The organism is Bradyrhizobium sp. LM2.9 (assembly GCF_054056555.1).
The window spans coordinates 2,998,107-3,014,957 of record NZ_JBSRYJ010000002.1 but is presented as its reverse complement, the minus strand read 5'-3'; the positions used below and the strand labels follow the sequence as shown (position 1 = coordinate 3,014,957).

At 63.9% G+C, this 16,851-nt stretch carries 15 protein-coding genes and 2 pseudogenes; 7 read left to right on the top strand and 10 right to left on the bottom strand.

Annotated elements, in window-relative coordinates; translation table 11 throughout:
- Positions 1–3 precede the first annotated feature (3 nt).
- A pseudogene (locus ACVWW3_RS16265) lies at positions 4–2,816 on the bottom strand (PAS domain S-box protein).
- 253 nt (positions 2,817–3,069) lie between these two features.
- A complete protein-coding gene (locus ACVWW3_RS16260; RefSeq protein ID WP_247772700.1) occupies positions 3,070–4,155 on the bottom strand; it encodes an IS5 family transposase in 1,086 nt (361 codons plus the stop codon).
- 190 nt (positions 4,156–4,345) lie between these two features.
- On the opposite strand from ACVWW3_RS16260, the gene ACVWW3_RS16255 reads away from it, so the two are divergent.
- Positions 4,346–4,732, top strand: coding sequence for a response regulator (locus tag ACVWW3_RS16255; protein WP_247339044.1), 387 nt, complete (start codon positions 4,346–4,348; stop codon positions 4,730–4,732).
- A gap of 81 nt (positions 4,733–4,813) precedes the next feature.
- Here ACVWW3_RS16255 and ACVWW3_RS16250 read toward each other — a convergent pair whose 3' ends face one another.
- The 5 genes and pseudogenes from ACVWW3_RS16250 to ACVWW3_RS16230 all read right to left on the bottom strand — a co-directional run bounded on the left by ACVWW3_RS16250 (position 4,814) and on the right by ACVWW3_RS16230 (position 9,936).
- Positions 4,814–5,932: a branched-chain amino acid ABC transporter substrate-binding protein gene (locus tag ACVWW3_RS16250; protein WP_247339034.1), complete on the bottom strand. Its 1,119-nt coding sequence runs from the start codon at positions 5,930–5,932 to the stop codon at positions 4,814–4,816.
- 184 nt (positions 5,933–6,116) lie between these two features.
- The gene (locus ACVWW3_RS16245) at positions 6,117–6,860 is read right to left on the bottom strand and encodes an ABC transporter ATP-binding protein (RefSeq protein WP_354046335.1); all 744 of its coding nucleotides are present in this window, start codon (positions 6,858–6,860) and stop codon (positions 6,117–6,119) included.
- Positions 6,857–7,691 (bottom strand): annotated as a pseudogene (locus tag ACVWW3_RS16240) (ABC transporter ATP-binding protein). Before ACVWW3_RS16240 ends, ACVWW3_RS16245 begins: the two are co-directional and overlap by 4 nt.
- Positions 7,688–9,007: a high-affinity branched-chain amino acid ABC transporter permease LivM gene (gene livM / locus ACVWW3_RS16235; RefSeq protein WP_354046337.1), complete on the bottom strand. Its 1,320-nt coding sequence runs from the start codon at positions 9,005–9,007 to the stop codon at positions 7,688–7,690. Before livM ends, ACVWW3_RS16240 begins: the two are co-directional and overlap by 4 nt.
- Positions 9,008–9,018: 11 nt before the next feature.
- A complete protein-coding gene (locus tag ACVWW3_RS16230) occupies positions 9,019–9,936 on the bottom strand; it encodes an ABC transporter permease subunit (RefSeq protein ID WP_247339012.1) in 918 nt (305 codons plus the stop codon).
- 277 nt (positions 9,937–10,213) lie between these two features.
- Between ACVWW3_RS16230 and ACVWW3_RS16225 the strand changes: the two genes are divergently transcribed.
- Positions 10,214–10,384, top strand: a complete 171-nt coding sequence (locus tag ACVWW3_RS16225; RefSeq protein WP_247339010.1) for a hypothetical protein — start codon at positions 10,214–10,216, stop codon at positions 10,382–10,384.
- Between the two features lie 185 nt (positions 10,385–10,569).
- Positions 10,570–11,094 (top strand): hypothetical protein, encoded by a 525-nt coding sequence (locus ACVWW3_RS16220; RefSeq protein ID WP_247444500.1) that lies wholly within the window; start codon positions 10,570–10,572, stop codon positions 11,092–11,094.
- Here ACVWW3_RS16220 and ACVWW3_RS16215 read toward each other — a convergent pair.
- The 3 genes from ACVWW3_RS16215 to ACVWW3_RS16205 all read right to left on the bottom strand — a co-directional run bounded on the left by ACVWW3_RS16215 (position 11,056) and on the right by ACVWW3_RS16205 (position 13,727).
- Entirely contained in the window at positions 11,056–11,448 is a 393-nt protein-coding gene (locus tag ACVWW3_RS16215; RefSeq protein WP_247444501.1) for a carboxymuconolactone decarboxylase family protein, read from the bottom strand. The two genes, ACVWW3_RS16220 and ACVWW3_RS16215, sit on opposite strands and share 39 nt — an antisense overlap.
- 104 nt (positions 11,449–11,552) lie before the next feature.
- Positions 11,553–12,335 (bottom strand): 3-oxoadipate enol-lactonase, encoded by a 783-nt coding sequence (pcaD, locus tag ACVWW3_RS16210; protein WP_456649359.1) that lies wholly within the window; start codon positions 12,333–12,335, stop codon positions 11,553–11,555.
- A gap of 36 nt (positions 12,336–12,371) precedes the next feature.
- The gene (locus ACVWW3_RS16205) at positions 12,372–13,727 is read right to left on the bottom strand and encodes a 3-carboxy-cis,cis-muconate cycloisomerase (protein WP_456672018.1); all 1,356 of its coding nucleotides are present in this window, start codon (positions 13,725–13,727) and stop codon (positions 12,372–12,374) included.
- A gap of 171 nt (positions 13,728–13,898) precedes the next feature.
- Here ACVWW3_RS16205 and ACVWW3_RS16200 point away from each other — a divergent pair, with 171 nt between their 5' ends.
- The 4 genes from ACVWW3_RS16200 to ACVWW3_RS16185 all read left to right on the top strand — a co-directional run bounded on the left by ACVWW3_RS16200 (position 13,899) and on the right by ACVWW3_RS16185 (position 16,805).
- Positions 13,899–14,345, top strand: a complete 447-nt coding sequence (locus ACVWW3_RS16200) for an SRPBCC family protein (RefSeq protein ID WP_247338999.1) — start codon at positions 13,899–13,901, stop codon at positions 14,343–14,345.
- 149 nt (positions 14,346–14,494) lie between these two features.
- Complete coding sequence (locus ACVWW3_RS16195; protein ID WP_247338997.1) at positions 14,495–14,980, top strand: (2Fe-2S)-binding protein; 486 nt, start codon at positions 14,495–14,497, stop codon at positions 14,978–14,980.
- Between the two features lie 32 nt (positions 14,981–15,012).
- Positions 15,013–15,819: an FAD binding domain-containing protein gene (locus tag ACVWW3_RS16190; protein ID WP_456649360.1), complete on the top strand. Its 807-nt coding sequence runs from the start codon at positions 15,013–15,015 to the stop codon at positions 15,817–15,819.
- A gap of 62 nt (positions 15,820–15,881) precedes the next feature.
- Positions 15,882–16,805, top strand: a complete 924-nt coding sequence (locus ACVWW3_RS16185; RefSeq protein WP_354046346.1) for an AAA family ATPase — start codon at positions 15,882–15,884, stop codon at positions 16,803–16,805.
- Positions 16,806–16,851 lie beyond the last annotated feature (46 nt).

Genomic DNA, 16,851 nt, shown 5'->3' with positions numbered 1-16,851 from the left:
GGCTCAACCGGCGAGCGCGGTCCTGAGCATCTTGGCGAGCTCGGACTTGCGGTAGGGCTTTGCCAGCAGCAGCACGCCGGAATCGAGCCGGCCGTGGTGGACGATGGCGTTCTCGGTGTAGCCCGAAGTGAACAGCGTCTTGAGGTCGGGGCGGCGGCGAGCCGCCTCATCGGCGAGCTGGCGGCCGTTCATGTTGCCTGGCATGATGACGTCCGTGAACAGCAGGTCGATGTCCTTGTCGGAGTCGATGATGATGAGGGCCTCGGCCGCGTTGCCGGCTTCGAGGGCGGCATAACCGAGGCTCTTGATCTGGGTCACGACATATTGCCGCACCAGCGCGTCGTCCTCGACGATCAAGATCTTCTCGTCGCCACCGGTGATGGGCGCGTTCTGGAGCGCCTCGAACTCGGTCTCCTGCACGCCGCTCGAGCGCGGCAGGTAGATCTTCACGCTCGTGCCGTGGCCTTCCTCGCTGTAGATCTTGACGTGGCCGCCGGACTGCTTGACGAAGCCGAACACCATGCTGAGCCCGAGGCCGGTGCCCTTGCCGACCTCCTTGGTGGTGAAGAAGGGATCGAACACCCGGTCGATCAAGTCCGGCGGGATTCCGGAGCCGGTGTCGCTGACGGCGATCATCACGTAATTGCCGGCCAGCACGTCGGGATTCATGCTGGCATAACCGTCGTCGAGGAAGATGTTGCGGGTCTCCAGCACCAGCGTGCCGCCGTCGGGCATGGCATCGCGCGCGTTCAGCGCGAGATTGAGGATCGCGGTGGAAAGCTGACCCGGGTCGATCAGTGCCGGCCATGCATCCTCGGTGAGCTGCGGCAGGATGGTGATCTGCTCGCCGAGGGTGGGATGCAGGAGCTTTGCGGCCTCGAGCGTCAGGGCGTTGACGTCGATTTCGCGCGGCTGGAGCGGCTGCTTGCGGGCGAAGGCGAGCAGATGCTTGGTCAGTTGCGCGCCGCGTTCGGCGGCATCGTCGATCAGCTTGGTGATGGCGGCGAGTTCGGGACGGTCAGCGACCGCATCCGCCAAAATGCCGATCGTGCCGGTGATGACGGTCAGCACATTGTTGAAGTCGTGCGCGACACCGCCGGTCAATTGACCGATGGAATCCATCTTCTGGATGTGCCTGAACTGCGCCTCGGCCGCCTGCTTCTCGGTGAGGTCGCGGCCGATGAAGAAATGGCGCTTGACCGGATCGGACCAGGTGCCCATCCAATTCAGCGTGACCTCGTGACCGTCGTAGTGGTAGTAGCGCGCCTCGAAGCTGCGCTTGACGGCACCGCGCCGCGCCGCGCGCATCTCGCTTCGTGTCCTGTCGAGATCGTCGGGATGGATGAACTCGGTTGCGCTGTGTCCGACCATGTCCTCCGGACCGAATCCGAGGATATCCTTCACGCTCGGGCTGACCTGGACGAAATTGCCAAAACCGTCGGTGACCAGGATGAGATCCTGCGAGGTCTCGAAGATGCGCTGCCGCTCCTCGATCTCGCGGCGCAGTTTCTCCCGTGACTGCTTCTCCTCCGTGATGTCGTGGGCGATCTTGGAGGCGCCAATGATCTCTCCGCCAGCTGTTTTGAGCGGAAAAATATTGAGCACGACGTCGAGCCGACGGCCGTCCTTTCGGATGCGGACCGTCTCGTGCTGGGCGATCGTTTCGTTGCCGCCGACCCGGTTCAGGATACCCCTGACCTCGGCCTTGCGGTCGTCCGGCACAATGATGTCGATCGGCTTGCCGATGGCCTCCGTGGCGGCATAGCCGAACAGATGTTCGGCGGCCTTGTTCCAGCCGGTGATGACACCGTCGAGCGTCTTCGTGATGATGGCGTCATTGGCGGATTCGACGACGGCGCGCCGTACAGGGCAAGGCGCTTGCCGTAGTAGTCGCGATCCAATGCTGACTGCTGGCGCAGCCTGCCGACCAGGCCCACCGTGTGGGCCTGGAGGCGGACATTTTCGATCAGAAGCACCCCAAGCACGAAGGTAGCTGCGCAGAGGCCGTAGAAGCGGCCAGCGTAGAAGCCGAGATCGAAGCGCGCGACGTTGACGATCGCCGACAGTGCGATGTCGAACAGCCAGGCGCACATCACGACCATGAGCCAGACGTCGATGATCGAATGCGGACGCCGGAACCACAGCGAGACCAGTGCGGCGAAGCTCAGGGACCAAACGAAGGACACCACGCCGATCATGAGCTGCGTGTAACGGCCGTCGCGCAGCAGGACCGGCAGCAGATCGTGCTGGGCAGTGACGATCCAGGTCAAGACGATCGAGACCGCAACGACGCCGAGCGCGCTGGCGCAGATCGCCTTGCTTGCCGAGCCTGAGATCCTGGCGCCGCCGTCGGCCTCCTTCAGCCAGGCATAGGCCAGCACGCAGAGCGGGAAGCCGCCGTGCCAGATCATGTAGAGCCAGACCGCGGTCTGCTGATCGGCACGCAGCAACCCCGTCGGCGAGAAAAGTCCCGGGAAGGTGAGGGCATGGCATGTGGCCGCCGCGGCAGTGAACAGATAGCCCGTTGCTAGCACGAGCAGTGCGCGGGTCCGGAGCACCGCAAACTGCGACAGCAGAAGGACCGCGGTGATGATGTCCGCGGCGGCGAGGGCGGATTGATAGCTCGCGACGAAGGCTGGCACAGGCAGCAGCGGGATACCTGCGAACGGTACGGCCAGTGCGAACAGGATCGAGGCGACGCCGACGATCGCCAATGCTGCGGTGCGGTCCGACACGGTGGCCGGCAAGGTCGACAGGAATGTGTTTCGCTCGGTCGTCGCGGACAGGTCCAGCTCTCGCGAATCGGTCTTGAGCATCTTCGCCAGTCTCATTTGGCCCAATGAAATTCCGTCCATGGTAGCTCGTTCTGGGCACGCATCATGACAAAACCCACCGCGACTCAACCGAAGGTTACAGCTTACTTAATCTTGTTGGGAACGCGCACTAGCAGTCTGCTGAAAAACCCTGAAATGGAGAATTTTCATATTTCCGCCGGTCGTTTTTGGAGCGGCGCGGTAGAGTTGGATGTAATTTCTAGCTTGTTATTGAGTGTGCCCCGGCGCGGGGTGGCTATGCGGCGAGCAGTTTGGGAATTCGGATCAGGTTATAGGCGATCAGATTAAGCAGGAAGTCGGCGGCGACGCGAGCGATGCCCCGATGTTTGGTCTTGCGCATGGTGCCATGCTGCTTGCCCCATCCGAAAATGCACTCGACCATCGCTCGGCGTGATTGCGACATGCCGTATCCCGGATGCCGCGTGGTTCGTTCGTCGATCGCGCTGTTACGGTTCTTGCCGGTTTTGGTGATGGCCTGGTTCTGTGTCACATGCGGCGTCACGCCGATGGCGCGAAGATTGGCGACATGATCGGCCGTATCGTACGCCTTGTCCTCACCAGCCGTGATGCGGCGACCTGCGGCTTTGCGTCTCGCCTTCAGCATGACCTCCGCAGCCCGGCGTTCGGCGGTGCCATTGGCATGCGTGACCCTGCCGGCCACCGCCAGCCCATGCCGGTTCTCCATGGTGGCGTGGCCCATATAGCAAAGCTTGGCCTCCCGTCCGGCCGCCTTGCGATAAAGCCTGCTGTCCGGGTCACTGGTGCTCGCATGGGTGTCGTTCTTGCGTTTCTGGCCATGGAAGTTGGCGCCGTCATCATCGTCGCCGCTGCCGTCCTTGGGGCGAAAACTCTTCTGCGAAGCCCAGGCTTCGATCAGCGTTCCGTCCACCGAAAAATGCTCGTCCGACAATAGCGGCTTGACCTGAGAATGGTTCAGAAGCCTGGTCATGAACTTCGTGAACACATCGCCGTTCTGCAGCCGCTCCCGGTTCTTGGTAAAGGTGGTCGGGTCCCAGACCGGATCGTCCGGCGACAGTCCCACGAACCAGCGATACAAAAGATTGTAGTCCAGTTGCTCCATCAGCTGGCGTTCCGAGCGGATGCCGTAGAACACCTGCAGCAGCAAGGCGCTCAGCAATTGCTCCGGAGGGATCGAAGGACGTCCCTCGCTGGCGTATAGCTTTCCAAGGCTGCGGTTCAAATCACTCAAAACATCCCGGACAAGTTCCCGGACCTTCCGCAGCGGATGGTTCGCTGGCACGCGCTTATCCGGCGCGATGTACGAAAACAGGCCGCCCTGATCCGTAAACCTGCCGCGCATGATCGTCTCCGCCGATTCGAGATGATAAAGTGAATCATCAAGTCCCCTCCCTGGCGAGGGGGTTTTTCAGCAGACTGCTAGGGATCGGGTAAGATGCGCTTTACTGGACGGTGCCATAATGCCCTCCCACTGCTATGGGTTCCAGGTTTGAATCAGGCATTTTGATTTCAGGATCCGGGAGTTGTTCCCTATGGCCCGCGTTCTCATCATCGACGACCAGAAGGACGTCCGCGCGATGGTCGCGATCGTGCTGCGCGTCAACCGTTACGAGGTCGTCGAGGCCGACAGCGGCGCGGCCGGAGTGAAAGCGTTCAGCGCGGCCTCCTTCGACGCGGCCATCGTGGACATTTTCCTCGGCGACACCAGCGGCGTCGAGGTCATCTCGACTCTGCGCGAGCTTGCACCCCGCCTCCCGGTCATTGCCGTGTCGGGGATGACCGCGCTGGACTTCATGGAACAATCGCCCCACCTCGCCAACGTGGTCTGCCTGCAAAAGCCATTTCGGCCGAACGATCTTCTGCAAGCGCTGCGGAGGGCCCAGGCGGCGGCGGACGGCGAACTGCCCGCAGCCGTCTGACCTTGCCGCAGGAAGCAACGCCCCGGGGTAACCCGGGGCGCGATGATGATTGGAGGAGGCCTTCAGGCCCGGCAAGTGCGCTCAGGTGCCGTTGCCGCTGATCGCGGCGTAGCCGCCCTTGGCATCCCATTTGTAGACGACGTAGTCGAGCTGCTTGATATCGCCCTTGGCGTCATACTCGATCGGCCCGATCACGGTATCCCACTTGCCGGCCTTGATGGCCGCCATGACCTTCTTGGCGTCGGTGGTGCCGGCCTTCTTGGCCGCCTGCGACCAGACTTGCATCGCCGCATAGGTGTAGAGCGTGTAGCCCTCGGGGTCGATGTTCTTGGCCTTGAAGGCGTCGACGATCTTCTTCGCGGTCGGCTTGTTGCGCGGATCGGGGCCGAAGGTGAACAGCGTGCCTTCGCCGGCCGGGCCGGTGATGGAGGCGTATTCCTTGTCGGCGAGCGCGTCGCCGGCCATCAGCACGGTCTTGAGGCCCTGGTCGCGCATCTGGCGAAGGATGAGGCCGCTCTCCTGGTGGTAGCCGCCGACATAGACAAGATCGATGTTGTCGCGCTTCAGCCGCGAGACGATCGCGTTGAAGTCCTTGTCGCCCTTGTTGTAGGACTCGTACATCTTCTCGGTAACGCCGGCCTTGTTCAGCGCCTTCTTGGTTTCATCCGCAAGACCCTTGCCGTAGGTGGTCTTGTCGTTGAGGATGGCGATGTTCTTGCCCTTGTAGTTCTTGGCGATGTACTGGGCGGCGACCAGGCCCTGCTGGTCGTCGCGGCCGCAGACGCGCGCCACGTTCCACAGTCCGCTATCGGTGAACTTCGGATTGGTGGAGGCGGGGGTGATCTGGAGCACGTTGCCGTCGGCATAGGCCTCCGAAGCCGGGATCGACGACGACGAGCAATAGTGCCCGGCGACGAACGGCATCTTGGCACTGGCGATCTTCTCGGCGACCGAGCGCGCCTGCTTGGGATCGCAGGCATCGTCCTCGACAGAGAGCGCGAGCTTCTTGCCGTTGACGCCGCCGGCGGCGTTGATATCAGCCACGGCCATCTCGGCGCCGTTCTTCATCTGGCGGCCGAAGGCGGACTCGCCGCCGGTCATCGGACCTGCGACTGCGATGTTGACATCCTGCGCGAACGCCGCGCTCGACAGCGCGATCGAAGCGCCGAATGCCAGACCGATGAGCTTCAGTGATTTCATGAGATACCTCGAGGGTGGTCGCCTGTGGACGTTGCCGGGCATGCCCGGTTCAAACCGGCGCCATTCTTGAATGAATCTTGGGAGAAGTCACCGGCAAAATACGGGCATTGGCGCAGATATCTCGCCACATTCAGCCGCACGCGGGTCCGCAGGCTTGGCTCTTGAGGGTTCGTTCTCGGGCGCCTCAGCCGTGCCGCCCGCCTTCCAGATAGGCGGCGCGAATCTCGGGGCGCTGCAGCAACTCGGCGCCGGTCCCGGCCAGCGTGATCAGGCCGTTCACCATGACATAGCCGCGATGGGCGAGCTTGAGCGCATGGTTGGCGTTCTGCTCGACGATCAGCACGGTCAAGCCGTCCTGCCGGTTCAGAGTGCGGATCGCGTCGAAAATCTGGCGCGCGATCAGCGGCGCCAGCCCAAGCGAAGGCTCGTCGAGCAGGAGCAGGCGAGGACGGCTCATCAAGGCGCGGCCGATCGCCAGCATCTGTTGCTCGCCGCCGGACAGAGTTCCGCCGCGCTGGGCGTAGCGTTCCTTCAGCCGCGGAAACAGCGCGAACACGCGTTGGAGCGTCGCCTCGCGTTCGGCGTCGGTACATTCGGTCGCGTCGGCCCCCATCTGAAGGTTTTCCGCCACGCTCATGCGCGGGAAGATGCGGCGGCCTTCCGGCGATTGCGCGATGCGCAAATGCGCGATCTCGTGGGTGGGAACGCCGGTGATGTCGCGGCCTTCGTACAGGATCTGGCCGGCGCGGGCGCGCGGCTTGCCGAAGATCGTCATCATTAGCGTCGACTTGCCGGCTCCGTTGGCGCCGATCAGCGCCACGATCTCGCCGGCGTTGATCTCGACATCGACGCCTTTCAGCGCCTCGATCTTGCCGTAGGCGGCGCGAAGGCTGCGGATCGCGAGCAGGGGAGCGAGGGCCGGCGTCACGACCCGCTCTCCATCACGGCCACGGCCTCTTCCTCATCGGTGCCGAGATAGGCGGCGATGACCTTGGGATCGTCGCGAACCTCGCGCGGGGAGCCTTCCGCGATCCTCACGCCATGGTCCATCACCACGATATGGTCGGAGATCTCCATCACGACCGACATGTCGTGCTCGATCAGCAGGATCGAGGTGCCGAGGTCGTTGCGGATCGAAAGCAACAGCTCGCTCAGGGCCGCGCTCTCGCGCGCGTTGAGGCCGGCGGCGGGTTCGTCGAGGCACAGAAGCGCGGGCTCGGTGCACATCGCGCGCGCGATCTCCAGCCGGCGCTGGTCGCCATAGGCGAGATTGCCAGCGGCGTCGTCGGCGCGATCGAGCAGATTGATGCGCTTGAGCCAGTCGGTGGCGAGACCGATCGCCTGCTTTTCGGCGTCGCGATAGACGGGGGCGCCGACAAGGCCCAGGAAGGTGAAGCCGGAGGCGCGCATCAGTACGTTGTGCTGCGCCCACCATCAGGTTTTCCAGCGCCGTCATGCCGGGAAACAGGCGGATGTTCTGGAAGGTGCGGGCGACCTTGGCCTGCTTGGCGATACGGAAATCGTTCAGTCGCTCCAGCGCGATCACCTTGCCGTCGCCATGGGTGAGGCGAATGGCGCCGCCGCTCGGCTTGTAGAAGCCGGTGATGCAATTGAAGACTGTGGTCTTGCCGGCGCCGTTCGGCCCGATCAGCGCGGTGATCTTCTTCCGCTCGGCTGCAAACGACAGGTCCTGCACGGCGACGATGCCGCCGAAGCGCATGGTCAGCCGGTCGACGCTGAGAATCTCGTCGGCGCTCATCCGTGCCCTTCCTTGACGAGGTCGGAGGAGATCGCCTGCGCCTTGGTCAGATACACGGTCGGTGCGCGATGGCCGATCAGGCCGCGCGGCCGCCAGATCATGATCAGCACCATCGCCATGCCGAATACCAGCATGCGGTAATTCTCGAGGCCGCGGAACAGTTCGAAGCCGCCGATCATGGCGAGCGCGGCGAGTGCCACGCCAAGCTGCGAGCCCATGCCGCCGAGCACGACGATGGCGAGGACCAGCGCCGATTCCTGGAAAGTGAAGGATTCCGGACTGATGAAGCCCTGGCGGGTCGCGAAGAACGCGCCGGCAAAGCCGCCGAACATCGCACCGGTCGCGAATGCCGTGAGCTTGGTGGTCGTGGTGTTGATGCCGAGCGCGCGGCAGGCGACCTCGTCCTCGCGAAGCGCCTCCCAGGCACGGCCGATCGGCAGGCGGCGCAGCCGGATCGTCACCCAGTTGGTGAGGAGCGCAAGCGCCAGGATCAGATAGAACAGGAAGACGATACGGTGGGTCGGCGAATACTCGATGCCGAGTTTGGCGGCGAGCCCGTTGTCGCTGTTGTCGAGCGGGATGCCGAAGAAGGAGGGGCGAGGAATGCTGGAGACGCCGTTGGGGCCCCCGGTGAGGTCCTGCCAGTTGATGATGACCAGGCGGATGATCTCGCCGAAGGCAAGCGTCACAATGGCGAGGTAATCGCCGCGCAGGCGCAGCACGGGGAAGCCGAGCAGCACGCCCCAGAATGCGGCAAGGATGCCGGCAAGCGGCAGGCAGACCCAGAACGACCAGCCGAAATTGGTGGCGAGCAGCGCGTAGGAATAGGCGCCCACCGCATAGAAGGCGACGTAGCCGAGATCGAGCAGGCCGGCGAGGCCAACCACGACGTTCAGTCCCCAGCCCAGCATCACATAGGTGAGCACGAGGATTGCGAGGTCGAGGATGTAGCGCTGGTCATAGAAGATCACAGGCACCAGCAGCGTGAAGATCAGGAGCGCCGGTGCGAGATAGCGGCCGACGAACGACATGCCGCTTTGCAACGCAGGCGGCACCAGCTTCTCGGCGCCGGTCGGGCCGATCCATTGCCTGAGCAGCTCGATCACGATCGAGCCGCCGAACACGGCGGCGACGATAGATGCGAGGTCGCCGAATCGCGTCCAGTAGGTGAGCTGGCCGTCGGAACCCGCCTCGGTGCGGATGCCGATCATCAGCGAGAACAGCACCAGCGCGATCAACGCGTTGAAGCAGGCGGTCTTCAGGAGAGCGGGGATGCCCGATGCAGCTTTGGCCGTATTGATCGAGGGAGTTTTCACGCGCGCGACCGTCAGACTTTTTCGACTTCGGGGCGGCCGAGCAGGCCGGTCGGCATGAAGATCAGCACGACGATCAGGATCGAGAAGGCGGCGACGTCCTTGTACTCGACCGAGAAATAGGCCGACCAGAACGTCTCGATCAGCCCGATCGCGAGCCCCCCGAGCATCGCGCCCGGCAGCGAGCCGATGCCGCCGAGCACGGCAGCGGTGAACGCCTTGATGCCGGCGACGAAGCCCATGAAGAAATCGACCAGCCCGTAATAGAGCAGGTACATCAGACCGGCCACCGCGGCGAGCGCAGCACCGATCACGAAGGTCATGGAGATGGTGCGGTCGACGTTGACGCCGAGCAGTGCCGCCATGGTCTGGTCCTGCTCGCAGGCGCGCATGTCGCGCCCGAGCCGGGTGCGCGAGACCAGCCAGGTGAAGATCGCCAGCAGCACGATGGTGGTGACGACAACCATGATCTGGATGTTGGAGAGCTGGATCACGAAGCCGTCCGCGCTCTCATGCAGCGTATAGCCGCCGGTGATGAGCGGCGGGATCGGCTTGACGCGGGCGCCTTGCGCCACTTGCGAATAGTTGGTCAGCACGAAGGACATGCCGATCGCCGACAGCATCGGAGCGAGGCGGAAGGAGTGGCGCAGCGGTCGGTAGGCGATGCGCTCGATGGTCCAGCCGTAAAGTGCCGTGATCGCCATCGAGACCAGAAGCACGATCAGCAGGATCACCGGGATCGCGGTCAGGCCGGTCGAGATCAGGAGCAGAAAGGTGATGAGGGCGATGAACCCGCCGATCATGAAGATGTCGCCATGAGCGAAGTTGATCATGCCGACGATGCCGTAGACCATCGTGTAGCCTATCGCGATCAGGCCGTAGATGGAGCCGAGCACGAGGCCGTTGATGAGCTGCTGGGCGAAATAATCCATGGGCTGCCGTTACCAAACCTGACGAGGGCTCAAAGGGAGCTCTTTGAAGAGTTCTCGGGCCCCGGCAACCCCTGAGCATTCTCCTGGTTTTGTAACAGGAGGGAACTGGCGGCTGCAACTGGCCATCGCCTCGGCATAAAGGCTTGTACAGAACTGATTTCGTTACGGACGTCATGATCCGGTTCCGACACGCGCGAGGAACCGGGTTCCGCGGGGCAACCAAAATCGGGGCCGGCCGTTATCTCACCTCGGACGTCCGACAAGGGAGTTTCCCGATATGACGAACCAGCAGAACCAGAATCCCGGCCAGCAGGGCCAGAACCCCGGTCAGCAGCAGGGCGGCGGCCAGAAACCGGGCCAGCAGCAACAGAGTCCGCAGCGCCAGGGTGACAAGCCGGGCCAGCAACAGGGTGGTAAGTCCGGCCAGCACGGTCAGGACAACAAGTAGAGTTGAGAGCCAAGAACAATGGCCATCGCAGAAGCCCCGCCGGGAGGCGGGGCTTTTTCCGTGGGCCGCGTCGCCCGGCCGGGCAGTTAAGGTAAACAAAGGGTTTAAATTGCCGCCACAGTCTGATGCGAGTTAGCTCCCGGCAAAGCCTTCGAAGGCGCGGGCCAAGCGAAACGGGAAGCGGCATGTTCGGAAATTGGCGGATCGGTTCGGTCAACGGCGTACTTCTGGCGGCCTATTTCATCCCGGCCTGGACCCTCGTTGCCTTCAACATCATGGTGGCGCCGGTGCACGGTCTCTATGAGCGGCCGAGCGTCGCAGTGGCTCTTTTCCTCAGCGACCATCTTCAGATGGCGGGAATGGACACCGTGCGCGCCGCCTGGCTGCTGGCGCTGGGCCGAGCGACCGTGGTGGCGTTCTTTGCGATCTACCTCGCGCTGCTCTGCGTTCCCCGCATCCGTAAGAACGGCGGCAGCGACGAGGCGCTCGGCATTGCGCTTGCGATCGGCAGCCTGATCTCGTTTGCCAGCATGATCATGGCTTCGAAGGTCGGCGAGATGGCCGCGCTGCGGCTGCACGCCACCGAGCTCCTGCTCTTGCTCGGTGCCGCCATCGTGATTGTGATCGAGCGGCCGGCAGCGGTCCCGCAGACCATCGAGGCTACTCCGCCGCTAGGTCTTGAGCAGGCCGAGCTCCTGCACAATCGCTGAGGCTTCCTTGACGGCGTGGTTCGTCGCCGGCACACCGCAATAGATCGCCTGCTGCAGCAGGATTTCCTTGATGTCGTCGGGCGTGAAGCCGCCCTCGGCGAGCGCCGCGCGCACATGCAGGCGGAATTCGTCCCATTGCCCGAGCGCGACCATGGTGCCGATCACCAGCACCCGCCGCGTGCGCTCGTCGAAATGCGGCCGGGTCCAGATCTCGCCCCAGGCATAGCGGGTGATCATGTCCTGGAAGTCGGTGTTGAACGCATTGCGGCCCGCGATCGACTTGTCGACCCAGGCATTGCCCAGCACTTTTCGGCGCACGTTCATGCCGGCATCGCGGCGTTTCTGGTCGTCCATATTCATCCTCCTCCCGTCATTGCGAGGAGCGAAGGGACGAAGCAATCCAGTCTGTCGCGGAAAGATTCTGGATTGCTTCGTTGCGCTCGCAATGACGGCTGTGACTAGCGTTGCGTCAAAAAGCCCACCACCGCGTCGGTGAATGCGTGCGGCTGCTCGACATTGGAAATGTGGGCGGCGTCGATGATGGTCATGCTCGCGCCGGGAATGTTCGAGCGGATCAATTCACCCGCCGAAATCGGCGTCGCCATGTCGTGGCGGCCAGCGATCACCAGCGTCGGGCTTTTGATCTTCGGCAGCAGCGCGCGCTGGTCGAGCGTCGACAGCGCCTCGCAGCAGGGGAGATAGCCTTCGACGGGAGTGGCGAGCAGCATCGACTTCATCCTGGCGGAGACGTCAGGCGCGCGCTCGCGGAAATCCTGGGTGAGCCAGCCGGCGATAACGGCATCAGCGACCGCCGCGATACCGCCTTTCTTCACGGCGTCGATGCGCTCGAGCCATTTGGTCGGCTCGGCGTAGTAGCAGGAGGTGTTGGCGAGGATCAGCTTGCCGAACCGCTCCGGCGCGTTGGCGCCCAGCCATTGCCCGACCATGCCGCCCATCGAGAGGCCGCACCAATGCACCTTCTCGATGTTGAGGTCGTCGAGGATCGCCAGGACGTCGCGGCCGAAGCGCTCCATCGTGTACGGGCCGGCCGGAACGTTGGACTTGCCGTGGCCGCGGCGGTCGTAGCGGATGACGCGGAATATCTGCGTCAGCGCCTTCATCTGCGGCTCCCACATCTGCAGCGTGCAGCCGAGCGAGTTGGAGAGCATCAAGGTCGGCCCGCCGTCGCGGCCCTCGACGGAGACGTTGATCAGGCAACCGTCGGCATCGATCATGGGCATGCGGGCGTCTCCGTCTTGTTTCCGCTCAGGGCTGCTCTATTCGCGCTCGAGGCTGTCGAGCAAGCGGTCGATCAGGGTTTGGGAAGCCCCTTGATAGGCCATTGGCTCGAACAATGCCGTAATTTTTTCCGGCGAAAGATGCGCGGTGACCTGCGAATCGGCCGACAGCACCTCGCGCAGATGCTTCCTCTCGGCAACCGCGCGCTTGCTCGCGGCTTCGACGAGATGATGCGCATCGCTCTTGCCGATTGTCTCGGCCAGCGCAAAGGTGACCGCTTCCGCCATGATCAGGCCGTGGGTGGCATCGAGATTGCTGCGCATGCGCGCCGCATCGACATCAAGCCCTTCGGCGATGTCGACGATCGCGGCCAGCGCGCCCGAGGTGACCAGCATCAGTTGCGGCAGCGTCGGCCATTCCGCATGCCAGGGCCCGGCGCTCCGCTCGTGGTCCTGCACTTGAGCAGCGAATATCGTCGCGGCGAGCTGCGGCGCCATGGTCGCGCAGCCCAGCGCGCTCGCGGCGGCGACCGGGTTGCGCTTGTGCGGCATGGTCGAGGAGCCGCCGCGGCCTTCCCCGGCGGGCTCGAACGCTTCGGCAACGTCGGTCTGCATCAGCAGCGAGACATCGCGCGCGATCTTGCCGCAGCTGCCGGCGAGAATCGCAAAGCTCGATGCCGCCTCCGCGATCCGGTCGCGATGGGTGTGCCAGGGCGCTTCCGGTAGCGGCAGGTTCAGCTCCTGCGCCAGCCGTTCGGCCACCACGAGCCCTTTGTCGCCGAGTGCTGCGAGCGTTCCGGCCGCTCCGCCGAATTGCAGCGCGAGGCCCTCGCGGGAGAGCCGCCGCAGGCGGCAGCGGGCGCGGGCAAGGCTTGCGGCGTATTCGGCGGCCTTCAGCCCGAACGGCATCGGCAGCGCGTGCTGGAGCCAGGTCCGCGCCACCATCGCGGTGTTGCGGTGCTTCCGTGCCAGCGCGGCAAAGCCCTTGATGGCGCGGCTGAGGTCGGCGTCCAGCGCAACGATGCCGGCGCGCAGCGTGAGCATGGTCGCGCTGTCGATGACGTCCTGGCTGGTCGCGCCCCAATGCACGTAGCGCGCGGCCTCCGCGTCGGCCTTGCCGACGTTGGAGGTCAGCGTCCTGACCAGAGGGATCGCGAGATTGCCGGATCGCGTCGCGGCCTCGGCCAGCACAGCCATGTCAAAGGCATCAGCCTTGCACGCGGCTTCGATCGGGCCCACCGCGGATGCGGGAATCACTCCCGTGGCCGCTTCGGCTCGGGCCAAGGCTGCCTCGAAATCGAGCATATTCTGAAGGGTCGCCCGGTCGTCGCAGACTGCACGCATGGCCGCGCTCGACAGCATCGGCGCGAGCAGGGGGGAGAGGGATGTGCTCATATTGTGCGGGACCTAATCACCATGCTTCGGCTCTGCCAATCCCCAACCATCGGGCGCAAGCTTTTTGCAGGTGCGAATATGCATTGCACGTGGCCGGGTGCCACCCTTTCCTTTGTGGCCTCCGTGCGTTACTTGAGCAGCATCATAGTGACGCATCCCGGGAGGCACCCCATGGCCATGACGATGAACGGCGAAGTCCAGCTTGCGGCGCCGCGCGAGGCCGTGTGGGAGAAGCTCAACAATCCCGAGGTGCTGAAGACCTGCATCCCCGGCTGCGAGGAGCTGGAGAAGACCGACGACGGCGGCTTTCGTGCGACCGCGAAAATGAAGGTCGGCCCGGTGTCGGCGCGCTTCAAAGGCAAGGTCACACTGAGCGATCTCGACCCGCCGAACGGCTACAAGATCTCCGGCGAAGGCGAGGGCGGGGTGGCCGGCTTCGCCAAGGGCGGCGCCGTGGTCAAGCTTGCGGAGAAGGACGGCGGCACGCTTTTGTCGTACGAGGTCGAGGCGCAGATCGGCGGCAAGTTGGCGCAGCTGGGCCAGCGCCTGATCAACGGCGCCGCCAAGAAACTGGGCGACGAATTTTTCGCGAACTTCGCCAAGGCGGTACAGGGCTGAAGGCCAATACCTTAAGCATTGCGCCTTTGGGCATGGCGCCTTGCGTTCCCTGTGATGTTGCCCCGGGGCATAATGGCCCATATGATGGGTTGGAATAATTATAAGAACCGCTTCGACGGGACCCGTCGGGGCGCTGATAGAGAGTGCTTATGGCAAAAATCTCCCTCATCGTGAACGGCAATCCTGTAACGGCCAATGTCGATCCCCGTACCCTGCTGGTGCAGTTCCTGCGCGAAAATCTGCGCCTGACTGGTACCCATGTCGGCTGCGACACCTCGCAGTGCGGCGCCTGCGTCGTCCATCTCGACGGCAAGGCCGTGAAGTCCTGCACCACGTTGGCCGTGATGGCTGATGGCCACGAGGTCAAGACGATCGAGGGGCTGGCCGCCGACGGCGCGCCGCTGCATCCGATGCAGGAGGCCTTCCGCGAGCACCATGGCCTGCAGTGCGGCTTCTGCACGCCCGGCATGATCATGACCGCGATCGACCTCGTCCATCGCAAGGGCAACGAGCTCGACGATCACACCATCCGCGAGGAGCTGGAAGGCAATCTCTGCCGCTGCACCGGCTACCAGAACATCGTCACCTCGATCTCCGCCGGCGCCAAGGCGATGGCGAAATCCGACCTCGCGTAACCGCGCGCGCACTCTGCGATCAGGACATTCAGATGTACGATTTCAAATACCATCGCCCCGGGACCGTGCGGCAGGCCGCCAACCTCCTGGTGAAGAACGAGGACGCCAAGGTGATCGCCGGCGGTCACACGCTGATTCCGGTCATGAAGCAGCGCCTTGCCAGCCCACCACATCTGGTCGACCTCTCCCACATCGAGGGGCTCAACACGATCGAGATGAAGGGCCGCGCGCTCGTGATCGGCGCCACCGCCAGGCATGCCGAGGTCGCAAGCTCCGCGATCGTCGGTGAAGCCATCCCGGCGCTGGCCGATCTTGCCAGCCAGATCGGCGATCCAGCAGTGCGCCACAAGGGCACGCTCGGCGGCTCGCTCGCCAATAACGATCCGACCGCGGACTATCCGGCTGCGGTGCTGGCGCTCGGCGCCACCATCGTCACCAACAAGCGCCGCCTCAAGGCGGAAGAGTATTTCCAGGGCCTGTTCACGACCGCGCTCGAAGCCGACGAGATCATCACCAAGGTGATGTTCCCGCTGCCGAAGAAGGCGGCCTATATCAAGTTCCGCAACCAGGCCTCGCGCTATGCGCTGGTCGGCGTGTTCGTGGCGCGGCGTCCCTCGGACGTGCGGGTCGCGGTCACAGGCGCCGGTTCGGATGGCGTGTTCCGTGCCATCGCCTTCGAGGAAGCTCTGAAGAAGCGCTTCGCCGCGAAGGCGCTTGATGGCATCGAGGTGCCGGCGGACGGCCTCAACAGCGACATCCATGGCAGTGCCGAATACCGCGCGCACCTCATTGGAGTGCTGACGCGGCGTGCCCTCGACGCCGCCAACGCCAAGGAGTGAGTGATCCTCACGCCTCGGCCCAAACTTGTCCCCGGTGAGGGCGTAGCGAGACTGGCTTTTTCATGACTTCAACGGCCAATACGTCCGGTGCCTTGCCGGCATCGGTCGATGCGATGCTCGAACTCCTGACGTCGCGCGGCTATCTCTCCGAGCGATCGCTGGCCACGGTGACCTATCTGTCGCTGCGCATGGGCCGGCCGCTGTTTCTGGAAGGGGAGGCCGGCGTCGGCAAGACCGAGATTGCAAAAGTGCTGTCGGCGGCGTTGGGACGGAAGCTGATCCGCCTGCAATGCTACGAAGGCCTCGACGTCTCCTCGGCAGTCTACGAGTGGAACAGCGCCGCGCAGATGATCGCGATCCGGATGGCGGAAGCCGCCGGCGACACCGATCGCGATCAATTGTCGTCCGACATCTTCGCCGAGCGCTACATGATCAAGCGGCCGCTGCTTCAGGCGCTCGAGCCTGACGTCGCCGGGCCGCCGGTGCTGCTGATCGACGAGCTCGACCGCGCCGACGAGGCATTCGAAGCGTATCTGCTCGAAATCCTCAGCGACTTCCAGGTGACGATCCCCGAATTCGGCACGGTGAAGGCACCGAACCCGCCGATCGTCATCATCACCTCCAACCGCACCCGTGAGATTCACGACGCGCTGAAGCGGCGCTGTCTCTATCATTGGGTCGATTATCCCGACGCCGATCGCGAGCTCGCGATCGTCAAGTCGCGCGTGCCCGGCATCTCCGCAAAACTGTCGCAGCAGGTCGTGCGCTTCGTCCAGGTGCTGCGTAACCAGGATTTTTACAAATCCCCCGGCGTTGCCGAGACCATCGACTGGGCCACCGCTTTGTCCGAGCTCGACGCCCGCTCGCTGACCCCGCAAGTGGTCGGCGACACGCTGGGTGCGCTGCTCAAGTATCAGGACGACATCACGCGGATGCAGGGCGACAGCTTGCAGAAGGTGCTGAAGGAAGCGACGAGCGAGAATTGACGCCTCCGCGTCACGACTGAGCTCGTCATTCGGCGCGCCGCGACGG

Bases quoted from the DNA above. Each gene is read 5' to 3' on its own strand.
- ACVWW3_RS16205 (WP_456672018.1), bottom strand. From the start codon at position 13,727: ATGAGCACATCCCTCTCCCCCCTGCTCGCGCCGATGCTGTCGAGCGCG.
- ACVWW3_RS16260 (WP_247772700.1), bottom strand. From the start codon at position 4,155: ATGCGCGGCAGGTTTACGGATCAGGGCGGCCTGTTTTCGTACATCGCG.
- ACVWW3_RS16185 (WP_354046346.1), top strand. From the start codon at position 15,882: ATGACTTCAACGGCCAATACGTCCGGTGCCTTGCCGGCATCGGTCGAT.
- ACVWW3_RS16195 (WP_247338997.1), top strand. From the start codon at position 14,495: ATGGCAAAAATCTCCCTCATCGTGAACGGCAATCCTGTAACGGCCAAT.
- ACVWW3_RS16230 (WP_247339012.1), bottom strand. From the start codon at position 9,936: ATGGATTATTTCGCCCAGCAGCTCATCAACGGCCTCGTGCTCGGCTCC.
- ACVWW3_RS16220 (WP_247444500.1), top strand. From the start codon at position 10,570: ATGTTCGGAAATTGGCGGATCGGTTCGGTCAACGGCGTACTTCTGGCG.
- ACVWW3_RS16255 (WP_247339044.1), top strand. From the start codon at position 4,346: ATGGCCCGCGTTCTCATCATCGACGACCAGAAGGACGTCCGCGCGATG.
- ACVWW3_RS16215 (WP_247444501.1), bottom strand. From the start codon at position 11,448: ATGGACGACCAGAAACGCCGCGATGCCGGCATGAACGTGCGCCGAAAA.
- ACVWW3_RS16200 (WP_247338999.1), top strand. From the start codon at position 13,899: ATGGCCATGACGATGAACGGCGAAGTCCAGCTTGCGGCGCCGCGCGAG.
- ACVWW3_RS16250 (WP_247339034.1), bottom strand. From the start codon at position 5,932: ATGAAATCACTGAAGCTCATCGGTCTGGCATTCGGCGCTTCGATCGCG.
- ACVWW3_RS16225 (WP_247339010.1), top strand. From the start codon at position 10,214: ATGACGAACCAGCAGAACCAGAATCCCGGCCAGCAGGGCCAGAACCCC.
- ACVWW3_RS16190 (WP_456649360.1), top strand. From the start codon at position 15,013: ATGTACGATTTCAAATACCATCGCCCCGGGACCGTGCGGCAGGCCGCC.
- pcaD (WP_456649359.1), bottom strand. From the start codon at position 12,335: ATGCCCATGATCGATGCCGACGGTTGCCTGATCAACGTCTCCGTCGAG.